Raw genomic sequence first — 11,673 nt, 5'->3', positions numbered from 1 at the left:
TAACTATTTACTTGTTACTAATTACTTTTTACTATTTGATTTATCTTTTTCTAATATATCTTTTTGCTCTAACTCGTCAAAATTTATAGCTTTTGCATTTCTAGTAGTATCGCTAATGCTAATAATTTTTGGCTCGCCAATTTCTGTAGGAATGTTACTTTTTACTATAATTTCCTCACATTGCATATGAAAAGCTATAATTTCCTTGTTGATAGCTGCTATTAAATTCTGCACTTTATCTTCTGGTACAATATCTAAAGAAAAATACGTGTCTAAGGCTAAAATTTTGGTTTGTAGCGCCACTATTCTACTTCTTACTTGAGGTAAATTAAATCTTGGTGGCACATTTAAATGCAAACTATCGGATTTAGAAACTAAATTTAAAACTTTTAATTTAAAAGCACTGATAGTAGATTTAGGCTTTTGTTTGATTTCTTGTTCGAAACTTTGCCAATCTTGCCATGAATTCAAAACCATGTTTACCTCTGGACTAGAAGCTGGAACATTTAACACCCAAGCTTTATCTATTTGATTGAAAGATTCCAATCTTTTTTTTTCCATTTTTTCGATTAAAAGTTGCTGCTCATTTTCATCTTTACATGAAAAAACCAAAAAACTACAAAAAACAGATAGTATAAGTATTTTAAAAAAATTCATTTTTTTGAAATTGTGAATTGCAAATTTACAAATGTTTATAGGATTTTTTAAAAAAATACGTTAAATATATAGACAGTTCAATTCCTTATTTTATTGATAGGAAAATTTGCTACGAATTCATTAATAATTAACTATCCAAAAAATTAAATTCGAATCATTTGACTTTAAAAATCGATGCCATTATTTTAAACAAAACTAATTCATTCAAAAATTCGCAACTTTAGACATTCTATTAGTATGAGGATATTTTTTTATGGAATTCGAAAAAAACAGTCAAAATAATGGGTTATTATTGTCAATATTTTATCTTTGTGAAACAAAACTACTATCTATGCAAACCAAAATATTAATTATAGGTGCTTGTGGACAAATTGGCACAGAATTAACTGCGAAATTACGCGCTACTTATGGCGTTGAAAATGTAATTGCTTCCGACATTAGAAAATTAGAAAATGATGTGGTAAATAATGGCATTTTTGAAGTAGTAAACGCTTTAGATTACAATCAGATTGAGCAACTAATCGAAAAATATCATATTACTGACGTCTATTTAATGGCAGCTTTATTATCTGCAACTGCCGAGAAAAACCCAGCTTTTGCTTGGGATTTGAACATGAATTCTTTGTTTCATGTTTTAAATTTAGCCAAAGCAGGGAAAATTAAAAAAATATTTTGGCCTTCAAGTATTGCGGTTTTCGGACCAACTACTCCTAGAGAAAATACGCCACAATACACCGTAATGGAACCAAGTACGGTTTACGGAATTTCGAAACAAACTGGTGAACGCTGGGCAGAATATTACCACAATCAATATGGTGTTGATATTAGAAGTATTAGATATCCAGGTTTAATTAGTTGGAGTACAGAAGCTGGTGGCGGAACTACAGATTACGCAGTTGATATTTATCATAAAGCAATTACAGATGGAAAGTTTACAAGTTTTTTATCTGAAAATTCTGCGTTACCCATGATGTATATGGACGATGCTATTAAGGCAACCATCAGTATTATGCAAGCGGATGCTGAAAACATTAAAATTCGTTCTTCGTATAATTTATCTGGAATGAGTTTTACACCGAAACAATTAGCTGAAGAAATTACCAAACATTACCCGAACTTTACCATCAATTACGAACCAGATTTCCGTCAGAAAATTGCCGACAGTTGGCCTGCGAGTATTGATGACAGTGCTGCAAGAACAGATTGGGGATGGAAAAACGATTTCGACATTGAAAACATGACGGTTGATATGTTTAAAAATTTAAAAGAAACGATTTACAAATAAAAAAAGCTACCCAATGGGTAGCTTTTCTTTTGCTTACATTTTAATAAAACTTATTGCTGTACGATTGGAGCTCTTAAAGACTCTAAAACCGCAACTACATCAGTAAATAATTCTGAGTTAGCTGGTACGCCATTTTGAACAGCAGCTGCTCCAACATAACCTACAAATTTATCGTAGTTTGCGTTTGTTGATTTCACTCCCATTCTTGGGTTTGTTGCAGGGTTGTGAGCATTTACCATGTCTAATCCTGAATACGTGTTAACTGGATTTGTTCCTCCTGTATTGAAAGAGAAAAAGTCAGTTAAGTTGTCCACTAAAATACCTAAATTTGTAGTGTTACCTGCACCAACTTCACCTAATACTGGTGCGAAATGTGCGCCTAAGTTTCCTGAAGCACCGTTTTGTACATCAGCTACTATTAAGCCTACAGTAGTGTTAACTACTTTTCTGTAGCTTAATCTACCTTGTTCAATCATTTGTCCAGCATTGTCTGGATCAGCTACTAGTGTAGTCCCACCTAATCTCGCGTAGATTGAAGGTTTTTCTGGCGTTGCAGCAACTGTGTCATCATCATTACATGATGTCATCAATAAAGCACCTAAAAACAAGGCTAAAATCGATGATTTTGAAAATTTGGTCATAGTAAAAATATTTAAAGATTAATTAAAAACAGATTGAACGAATTTGGTAAACTTATAACTAAGTCCATCCTTTTGTATAACAGGACATACTTGTTTATTGGCAAGACTAGCAGGTAAAACAAAACGTGACGCTTTATAATTGTCTTTTTTCATCAATTGATTGAAAACTTTTTTGGAATCTGCCAATCTGTTATCATGAAAATAAACAACCACGTTATTTTTCACAATAATGTCGCTTTTCACTCCATCAATAGATAATAAATGTTTTTTTACTTTTTCTGTAGATAAGGAGTCGAAAGGTTTATCAAAATCTATGCGACTAATTTGAATAGTGGCATTTTCGATTGGTCTGGCATTGGCAATATGATACACCAATATGGCAAAAAGCAAGAAGGCAATCCCGAATATGGAAAGCAGAATAATTTTAATTTTTTTGTTAATCTTCATAATTTTTTCGTATTAGTTTAGTATCATATACGAGAAAAATTGAAACACGGTTTTTTTTAAAACAAAAAAAAATCCCAAAACTGGGATTTAATTATTATTTTTTTGTTTTTCTATAAGTTGATCTTCGAGAAAAGATTTTATTTTAACTACTTCATTTGTATTTTCATTAGGAATCGTCATAGACAACACATATTGTTTGATTTTCCAATTCCCATTTTCATCAAGAACTAAAACGCCACTTCCCCGACATATTTTCATTTGTGTATTTAATAATTCATCAAACCAAGCTGTTTTCAAATCGGATGAAAAATAAATATTTCTTTCTAAAGCTGTAAAATTCCATGCTTTCCCTTTATCAAAAAAAGGTTTGGCAAATTTTATAAATTCTTGTTTGTTCCAGTTTTCTGTTGCATCCGTTCCGATAAAAATCGCATCATCTGCCATAGTATTGAAATAATTATTGAAATTCGTTTCAGCAGCAGCTTGATGCCAATTATTCAAAACAAAATTAATTTCTGATTTAGATTTTTCACTACTTTTTGGTTGCACAGATTTACATCCAAGTAAAAACAATCCAAAACATATAAAAACTACTTTTTTCATCATTCTAGTAACTTCTTAGATACTGTACTACTTGCTATTTTAGATGCAATAAAACCTAAAACCACGATAGTGAACAGTACGATTAAAATATTTTTTGCTTCGAAAACTACTGGATAGGCTAGTGTTGGCGTAATCATAATTAATTCAAATTGTTGTTGAATTAACACTACAATAATCCCTAAAATCAAACCCAATATTCCACCAAAAACAGATATGATATTTCCTTGAAATAAAAAAATATTTTTTAGATATTTAATTTCAGTTCCTAAATTATACAACGTTTTCAAATTGCTTTTCTTTTCAATAATCATCATAATAATCGCACCAATTAGATTGAATAAAGCGATGATAATTACTAAAGTAAAAATAAGATACACTGCAATGTTTTCCGTATTTAGCATTTTATACAAAGCGTCGTTCAATTGGGCTCTGTTTTTAACCTTTACCTGATTGGGAAATATTTTATTAATAGTTTCAATAGCATCTGATTCGGAAATATTTGGCGCCAATTTAAAATCAATATACGTTAACTGATTGGGTTTATAATTTAATAAACTTTGCGCTAAGGGCATCCCAGTAAAAATATATTTTTCATCAATATCTTCACTAACTTGAAAAATTCCAGATGTCAGTAATGGCGCTTTATTAAAGTCGTCTTCAGGATTTTCGATCATACCCGAACCAGGTTTTGGAACATATACTTCTAATATATTATTGAAGTCGAAAAGACCTAAAGCTAATTTCCTAGAGATTCCAGAACCTACAACTACTTGATTGGTATTTGGTTCTAACCAATTCCCAGCATATAAAAATTTACCGAATCCGTTGACTTTAATGAAATTAGCATCAACACCTTTTAAATAGGCAATGTGCTCCTTGTTTTTATAGTAAAACAACGCACGTTCTTCTACAATTTTAGTGTATTTTGTGAAATTTTTTGATGTTTTTAACTGATTTTCTTGAGATTCAGAAATGAAAAAAGACTTACCATTTAGTGTTTCAATTCTTAAATCTGGATCTGTAGCATTAGTGAAACTCAAACTAAAATCTCGTAAGCCACTAAATACAGAAAGCACTACAAAAAGTGCCATAGCTCCAACAATAATTCCGAAAGATGCAATAAAAGTAATAATATTTATTGCGGTAGTTTTAGACAAACTAAAAGCGTATCTTTTGGCTATGTAAAACGGAAAATTCAATTTACGATTTTTTTCTTTTTTCTAATAAATCTGGATTTTCAATTGGATTTTCTTTTCCAGAAAGGGCGTTGTCAATTTTTTCGATATAATCTAAACTATCATCAATAAAGAAAATTAAATTAGGCACACGGCGTAACTGTAATTTCACTCTTTGAGATAAGTCATGTTTAATTAAAGGTGCATTTGTTTTAATGGCAGCTAACAATTCTGGTCCTTTTTCTGAAGGAAATACACTTAAATAAACCTTTGCTATTGATAAATCTGAAGTTACATTTACTTTTGAAACAGAAATGATTAGGTTAGAAATAGCGTTTCTTCTAATCTCACCTTGTAAAATATCTACTAAATCTGTTTGCAATAATGCGCCAATTTTTTTTTGTCTGTTTGTTTCCATTTGGCAAAAATACAATTTTTAGATACAAAATAAACACAAATACGTTTTTGAATGATTATTTTTGCACTTTAATATTTATTCAAATGAGAAAAATAGAACATATTGGTATTGCAGTTCACGATTTAGAAAATTCAAACGCGTTATTTTCAAAACTTTTTGGACAGCCTGCATACAAAATAGAAGAAGTAGAAAGTGAAGGTGTAAAAACCTCCTTTTTTATGTGTGGTCCAAATAAAATTGAATTATTAGAAGCTACTAACGAAAATAGCCCAATTGCTAAATTTTTAGAGAAAAAAGGAGAAGGGATTCATCATATTGCTTTTGATGTTGAAGACATACATACAGAAATAGAACGTCTTAAAAATGAAGGATTTACAGTTCTAAATGAGATTCCAAAAAAAGGAGCAGATAATAAATTGGTAGCATTTTTACATCCAAAAAGTACAAATGGAGTCTTAATAGAACTGTGTCAAGAAATTCCTATTTAACAATAAGTTATCGTTAATTTTAAAATATCTTTTAAAAAAAATTTGCACCTAAAACAAATAAGCCTTAATATTGCACTCTCAAAACTGGTCCTATAGCTCAGTTGGTTAGAGCACCTGACTCATAATCAGGTGGTCCCTGGTTCGAGCCCAGGTGGGACCACTTTTTTTTAAAAAAAAAGTAAAAATTAATTGCTTTTATCAATTTATTTTATATTTTCGTAAAATCAATTGTTAAAAAAAACAAAAATAACATGAAAAATAATTTTGCCCAAATCTTTTTTCTTATAGTTACGGCTTTAAGTTCAGTGCAAATGTTTGCTGCTGGCCCACCGCCGCCGCCGCCTGCGCCGCCGCCGCCAGGTTTACCTATAGACAGCGGAGTTGTAGTGTTATTTTTTATAGCGTTGATAACTGGATATTTTATTACTCAAAAAATATATAACAAGAAAACTCCTAATTAGGAGTTTTTTTTTGTTTCAAAATACTTGATGATGAAAAAGCTCACTTTACTCTTTATATTGGTTTCAAATTTATCACTTTCACAAACTTGGCAACCTTTAACTTCCATTTTAGTGAATGGCAACAACCAACGTTTTGATGATGTTTTTTTCTTAAATGAAAATTTAGGATGGGCAGCTAACGGCTACTATTCGGCAGTTTACAAAACCATAGATGGTGGTGTTAATTGGACATTACAAACCTCAGGTACTTTGCTTGGAAGTTCCCATTATTTTAGAAATATCGAATTTTTAGATGAAAATATTGGCTTCTTAGGAACTTTAAATCAAAAATTTTACAAAACTGTAGACGGTGGTACCACCTGGAACTTAATAACAAATATCACTCCAAATCCAGTAGCAATTTGCGGTTTAGATTGTGTTGGAACTTCAACTGTTTATGGATGTGGCGCTTATTTTACGCCAGCTCATGTGATTAAATCAACCGACAGTGGAAATACATGGCAATTTATCGACATGTCTGCTTACGCTACTGCTTTAGTAGATATTAATTTTATAAATGAAAATGTCGGATTTGTTTCTGGAAGCAATGCAACTGGAGGCGTTATCTTAAAAACTACTGACGGTGGAATTACTTGGACTCCAATACTAAACTCTGGAACAAATGGAGATTATATTTGGAAAATTCAAATCTTAAATTCTAACCAAAATGTAATTTTCGGATCTGTTGAAGCTGTCGCTCCAAACCCAGGAAGATTAGCAAAAAGCACTGATGGAGGAATAACATGGACCTTCACCAATGCTCCAGAAACCATTGTACAAGCCGTTGGCTTTTTAGATGAAAACCATGGTTGGATGGGCGGACACACAACTGGTTTTTATGAAACTTTTAATGGCGGTTTAACCTGGACAAACACCGGAGTTGGTAGCAATTTAAATAGATTATTTTTTGTTGGAAATACAGCCTACGCCAGTGGTACAACAATATACAAAATGAGTTCTACTCTATCAAATACGAGTTTTGAAGAGCAAGATCGAATCAACTTAAACATCAAAGTTTCACCCAATCCTTTATCCGACAAATTAAATATAGAAATAGACTTTTTAGCCGAAGATCATCTTTTAATTGATTTGTACGATAACAATGGAAAATTAGTTAAAAAACTAATTAAGGACGATATCAATTTTGTTGGAGTCAAAAAATACACTTTCGACTTTCCTTATCCATCAGGAACTTATTTTATCGATTTTCACAACAATACCGGAAGACAATCTTCAAAAATTATAAAAAAATAATTTATTTCTGAAGTTCGTACATTTTGGCAATATATTTTCCTACAACATCAAATTCTAAATTCACTTTTGTACCTATTTCAAAAGTATGAAAAATAGTGTTTTCGTATGTATATGGGATAATTGCCACACTAAAACTGTCTTTTTTAGAATTTACAACTGTTAAACTTGTACCATTTACTGTAATTGAACCTTTTTCAATGGTGATATTATTTAAAGAAGAATCGTATTCGAAAGTATACTCCCAACTACCCTCTTTATCAATAATACTCGAACAAACTGCCGTTTGATCTACATGACCTTGCACAATATGCCCATCTAATCTGTCGCCCAATTTCATAGCTCTTTCAATATTAACCTTGTCACCTATTTCCCACGATCCTAAAGTTGTTTTATCAATTGTTTCTTTTATTGCAGTAACAACATGTTTGTTGTCAAATAAATCTACAACCGTTAAACACACACCATTATGCGCTACACTCTGGTCGATTTTCAACTCATTTGTAATATTTGTTTGAATTGTTAAGTGTACATTTTCCTGATCTTTTTTAATATCTGAAATTATTCCAAGAGTTTCTATGATACCTGTAAACATATGACGGTTTATTTTTATAAATTTGCATCAAAAATAAGAAATAAAAATGGTAAAACATTCAGAAAATATAATTGTTGGTGTTTCTATTGGTGACATGAACGGCATTGGACCAGAAGTAATATTAAAAACATTTGAAGACACCAGAATGTTAGAAATATGTACGCCGGTTATTTTTGCTAATGCTAAAATTGTTTCGTTTTTAAAAAAATCGTACCATTTAAATGCTTTCATACAAGGAATTGATAAAATAGATCAAATTGTAGTCGGAAAAATAAACGTGCTAAATGTATGGCGAGAAGGTGTGAATTTAGAAAGTGGAAAGTTAGATGAAGAAATTGGAAAATACGCCATTAAATCATTTCAAGCAGCAACAAATGCTTTGAAAAACAATCAAGTTGACGTATTAGTTACCGCACCAATAAACAAATATAACATTCAAGCTGAAGATTATAAATTCGCAGGTCATACCGATTTTTTAAATGAACAATTAGATGGAGACGCTTTAATGCTTATGATTCATGAAGACATAAAAGTAGGTTTAATAACAGATCATGTGCCTATTGCAGAATTATCAAAACATATCAATTCGAAATTAATTGAGAAAAAAATAACAACCATCAACAACAGCTTGAAAGCAGACTTTAAAATTAACAAACCTAAAATTGCAGTTTTAGGACTTAATCCTCATAGTGGTGATAATGGCGTAATTGGAAAAGAAGACGATGAAATTGTGAAACCAAGTTTAGAGAAAATTTTTAAAAGTGGCATCCAAGTTTTTGGTCCGTTTTCAGCGGATAGTTTTTTTGGCTCGAACCAGTATAAAAATTTTGATGCTGTTGTAGCCATGTATCACGATCAAGGATTAATTCCTTTTAAAACACTTTCTTTTGGTGAAGGTGTAAATTTTACAGCAGGTTTAAACAAGGTAAGAACCTCGCCAGATCACGGCACAGGTTTTGACATTACAGGAAAAAATAAAGCGAATGAAAGTTCGTTTAGAGAAGCGGTTTATAGTGCGATTGATATCTATAAAAACAGGATCGAATATAAAGAACTAACCAGCAATCCTTTGAAAAAAGCCTCAGGAAAAGTTTAATTTAAAAAAAAGCAAAGAAAAGTATTGTAATTACAATATTTTTGTATCTTTGCACACCCTTATAAAAAGGGGAAAACTGATAGTATGGAAAAATTAAAAGATTTTTTAATCCCATTTTCAGGATTAAAACTGGGTAAACACCAGTTTGAGTTTCAAGTAAACAATACGTTCTTTGCTCATTTTGGATATGATGAATTTAACGATTCTGACATCAAAGTGAAGACCATATTAGAGAAAAAAAGCAACATGCTTTTATTGAGCTTTTCACATAAAGGAACAGTTAACGTACCTTGTGATTTAACCAATGAAGATTTTGATTTACCTGTCAAGGGAAAAATGAAGTTGATTGTTAGATTTGGTGATGAATTCAATGATGAGCACGATGAATTTATCATTTTACCCCATGATGAGTTTCAAGTAGATGTTGCCCAATATATTTATGAAATGATTGTATTGTCTGTTCCAACTAAAAGAATTCATACCGGCATAAAAGACGGAACATTACAAACAGAAGCATTGCGAAATTTGGAAAAATTTTCTCCAGCTGAAACAAAAAAAGAAGAAATTAAAGAAATAGACCCAAGATGGGACGGTTTAAAGAAACTATTAACGGATAAAAAATAGAGTAAAATGGCACATCCTAAACGTAGACAGTCATCGACTAGAAGAGACAAAAGAAGAACACACTACAAAGCATCTGCACAACAAATTGCAACTTGCGTAGTAACTGGTGAAGCTCACTTATACCATAGAGCTTACTGGCATGAAGGTAAAATGTATTACAGAGGTCAAGTTGTTATCGACAAGACTGAAGCAATGTTATAATTACATCAAAATAATTGAGAAACTCTCACTCACGTGAGAGTTTTTTTATTTTAAGTAAAATTATATAATAGTATTTTTAGAAAATTCCGAAATATTTCGTAATTTTCGCCTCTTTACGCACATAAATTTGCAAAGAAAATTATTTATTTATGAATAAAATTACTGCCGCAATTACTGCAATTGGCTCGTATGTACCAGAATACGTATTATCAAATCAAGTTTTAGAAACTTTAGTTGATACTAATGACGAATGGATAACATCTAGAACCGGAATAAAAGAAAGAAGGCTTTTAAAAGAAGACGGAGAAGGAACCTCATTCCTTGCCATCAAAGCCGCTCAAAATCTCTTAGAAAAAGCAAAACTTGATCCTAAAGAAATAGATTTAATTATCATGGCAACTACAACTCCTGATATGCCTGTGGCAGCAACTGGTGTTTATGTAGCTACACAAATTGGTGCAACAAATGCTTTCGCTTACGATTTACAAGCAGCTTGTTCAAGTTTTCTTTTCGGCATGTCTACAGCCTCTGCTTTTATTCAATCTGGAAAATATAAAAAAGTATTACTAATTGGAGCAGATAAAATGTCTTCTATTATAGATTACACTGACCGTGCAACATGTATTATCTTTGGAGATGGTGCAGGATGTGCGCTGTTTGAACCTAACTACGAAGGTTTAGGATTACAAGATGAAATTCTAAGATCTGACGGAATTGGTAGAGAGTTTTTAAAAATTGAAGCAGGTGGATCTATTATGCCTCCATCTGAAGAAACCATTAAAAACAAACAACATTACGTATTTCAGGATGGAAAAACCGTTTTCAAACATGCGGTATCAGGAATGGCTGATGTTAGTGAAAAAATAATGGAACGCAATAATTTATCGCACGAAGATGTAAATTGGCTAGTAGCACATCAAGCCAACAAACGAATTATTGATGCAACGGCTAGTAGAATGAATGTAGATGAGTCTAAAGTTTTAGTAAACATTCATAAATATGGAAATACAACTTCTGCCACTTTACCCCTGCTTTTAGCCGACTTCGAAAATAAATTTAAAAAAGGAGATAATTTAATTTTTGCCGCATTTGGTGGAGGATTCACATGGGGATCTATCTATTTAAAATGGGCCTATTAACAATAACATACTATAACTAAAACCACTTAATTATGGATTTAAAAGAAATTCAAAACCTAATCAAATTTGTATCTAATACTGGTGTAGCAGAAGTAAAATTAGAAACTGGTGACGTAAAAATTACAATTAGAACAACTTTAGAAGGCAATACTCCAGATGTTACTTATGTGCAACAAGCACCAATACAACAAGCCATTCAAGCCGCACCAGTAGCTGCGCCAGTTGCGATTGCGCCAGTTGCAGCACCAGCAGCTGACACAGCAGCGACAGAAGACAATTCTAAATACATTACAATTAAATCGCCAATGATTGGTACTTTATACAGAAAACCAGCACCAGACAAACCAATGTTTGTTGAAGTTGGAAGTACAATCAATAAAGGTGATGTAGTTTGTGTAGTTGAGGCTATGAAATTATTCAACGAAATTGAATCAGAAATTTCAGGTAAAATTGTAAAAGTTTTAGTTGATGATTCTTCTCCTGTTGAATTTGATCAACCTTTATTTTTAGTTGATCCATCATAAAAAGTTAGAAGTTAGAAATTAGAGGTTAG

16 protein-coding genes and 1 tRNA gene are annotated in these 11,673 nt (G+C 31.7%); 10 read left to right on the top strand and 7 right to left on the bottom strand.

Features of this window, described 5'->3' with window-relative positions:
- Positions 1 to 21: 21 nt before the first annotated feature.
- Entirely contained in the window at positions 22 to 561 is a 540-nt protein-coding gene (locus G4D72_RS00375) for a hypothetical protein (protein WP_166075596.1), read from the bottom strand.
- A 427-nt stretch (positions 562 to 988) separates the two neighbouring features.
- Between G4D72_RS00375 and G4D72_RS00370 the strand changes: the two genes are divergently transcribed.
- Positions 989 to 1,942, top strand: coding sequence for an NAD-dependent epimerase/dehydratase family protein (locus G4D72_RS00370; protein ID WP_166075595.1), 954 nt, complete (start codon positions 989 to 991; stop codon positions 1,940 to 1,942).
- A 50-nt stretch (positions 1,943 to 1,992) separates the two neighbouring features.
- Here the strand turns inward: G4D72_RS00370 and G4D72_RS00365 are convergent, their stop codons facing one another.
- The 5 genes from G4D72_RS00365 to rbfA all read right to left on the bottom strand — a co-directional run bounded on the left by G4D72_RS00365 (position 1,993) and on the right by rbfA (position 5,226).
- Positions 1,993 to 2,583 (bottom strand): globin family protein, encoded by a 591-nt coding sequence (locus G4D72_RS00365; RefSeq protein ID WP_166075594.1) that lies wholly within the window; start codon positions 2,581 to 2,583, stop codon positions 1,993 to 1,995.
- An 18-nt stretch (positions 2,584 to 2,601) separates the two neighbouring features.
- Positions 2,602 to 3,030, bottom strand: coding sequence for a hypothetical protein (locus G4D72_RS00360; RefSeq protein ID WP_166075593.1), 429 nt, complete (start codon positions 3,028 to 3,030; stop codon positions 2,602 to 2,604).
- Between the two features lie 87 nt (positions 3,031 to 3,117).
- A complete protein-coding gene (locus G4D72_RS00355; protein WP_166076076.1) occupies positions 3,118 to 3,633 on the bottom strand; it encodes a nuclear transport factor 2 family protein in 516 nt (171 codons plus the stop codon).
- The gene (locus tag G4D72_RS00350; RefSeq protein WP_166075592.1) at positions 3,633 to 4,832 is read right to left on the bottom strand and encodes an ABC transporter permease; all 1,200 of its coding nucleotides are present in this window, start codon (positions 4,830 to 4,832) and stop codon (positions 3,633 to 3,635) included. The genes G4D72_RS00355 and G4D72_RS00350 overlap by 1 nt, the downstream gene beginning before the upstream one ends.
- 1 nt (position 4,833) lies before the next feature.
- The gene (gene rbfA / locus G4D72_RS00345; RefSeq protein ID WP_166075591.1) at positions 4,834 to 5,226 is read right to left on the bottom strand and encodes a 30S ribosome-binding factor RbfA; all 393 of its coding nucleotides are present in this window, start codon (positions 5,224 to 5,226) and stop codon (positions 4,834 to 4,836) included.
- A gap of 83 nt (positions 5,227 to 5,309) precedes the next feature.
- Between rbfA and mce the strand changes: the two genes are divergently transcribed.
- The 4 genes from mce to G4D72_RS00325 all read left to right on the top strand — a co-directional run bounded on the left by mce (position 5,310) and on the right by G4D72_RS00325 (position 7,468).
- Positions 5,310 to 5,714 carry a methylmalonyl-CoA epimerase gene (gene mce / locus G4D72_RS00340; RefSeq protein WP_166075590.1) on the top strand — a complete coding sequence of 135 codons (405 nt, stop codon included), beginning with the start codon at positions 5,310 to 5,312 and terminating at the stop codon, positions 5,712 to 5,714.
- Between the two features lie 86 nt (positions 5,715 to 5,800).
- Positions 5,801 to 5,874, top strand: a tRNA-Ile gene (locus G4D72_RS00335).
- A 91-nt stretch (positions 5,875 to 5,965) separates the two neighbouring features.
- Complete coding sequence (locus tag G4D72_RS00330) at positions 5,966 to 6,175, top strand: hypothetical protein (RefSeq protein WP_166075589.1); 210 nt, start codon at positions 5,966 to 5,968, stop codon at positions 6,173 to 6,175.
- A 30-nt stretch (positions 6,176 to 6,205) separates the two neighbouring features.
- Positions 6,206 to 7,468: a YCF48-related protein gene (locus G4D72_RS00325; protein ID WP_166075588.1), complete on the top strand. Its 1,263-nt coding sequence runs from the start codon at positions 6,206 to 6,208 to the stop codon at positions 7,466 to 7,468.
- 1 nt (position 7,469) lies between these two features.
- Here the strand turns inward: G4D72_RS00325 and G4D72_RS00320 are convergent, their stop codons facing one another.
- Positions 7,470 to 8,060, bottom strand: a complete 591-nt coding sequence (locus G4D72_RS00320) for a riboflavin synthase (protein WP_166075587.1) — start codon at positions 8,058 to 8,060, stop codon at positions 7,470 to 7,472.
- A gap of 46 nt (positions 8,061 to 8,106) precedes the next feature.
- On the opposite strand from G4D72_RS00320, the gene pdxA reads away from it, so the two are divergent.
- The 5 genes from pdxA (at position 8,107) to accB (ending at position 11,644) form a co-directional block, all read left to right on the top strand.
- Positions 8,107 to 9,156 (top strand): 4-hydroxythreonine-4-phosphate dehydrogenase PdxA, encoded by a 1,050-nt coding sequence (pdxA, locus tag G4D72_RS00315; protein WP_166075585.1) that lies wholly within the window; start codon positions 8,107 to 8,109, stop codon positions 9,154 to 9,156.
- 84 nt (positions 9,157 to 9,240) lie between these two features.
- Positions 9,241 to 9,780 (top strand): YceD family protein, encoded by a 540-nt coding sequence (locus G4D72_RS00310; protein WP_166075584.1) that lies wholly within the window; start codon positions 9,241 to 9,243, stop codon positions 9,778 to 9,780.
- 6 nt (positions 9,781 to 9,786) lie between these two features.
- Entirely contained in the window at positions 9,787 to 9,981 is a 195-nt protein-coding gene (gene rpmF / locus G4D72_RS00305) for a 50S ribosomal protein L32 (protein ID WP_166075583.1), read from the top strand.
- Between the two features lie 149 nt (positions 9,982 to 10,130).
- A complete protein-coding gene (locus tag G4D72_RS00300) occupies positions 10,131 to 11,120 on the top strand; it encodes a beta-ketoacyl-ACP synthase III (RefSeq protein WP_166075582.1) in 990 nt (329 codons plus the stop codon).
- Between the two features lie 32 nt (positions 11,121 to 11,152).
- On the top strand, positions 11,153 to 11,644 hold the full coding sequence (gene accB, locus G4D72_RS00295; protein WP_166075581.1) for an acetyl-CoA carboxylase biotin carboxyl carrier protein: 492 nt from the start codon (positions 11,153 to 11,155) through the stop codon (positions 11,642 to 11,644).
- The last annotated feature ends 29 nt before the right edge of the window (positions 11,645 to 11,673 follow it).

The organism is Flavobacterium difficile, assembly GCF_011392115.1.
Classification (GTDB): Bacteria; Bacteroidota; Bacteroidia; order Flavobacteriales; family Flavobacteriaceae; genus Flavobacterium; species Flavobacterium difficile.
The sequence above is the reverse complement of the archived record's forward strand: the minus strand, read 5'-3'. Positions and strand labels throughout refer to the sequence as shown.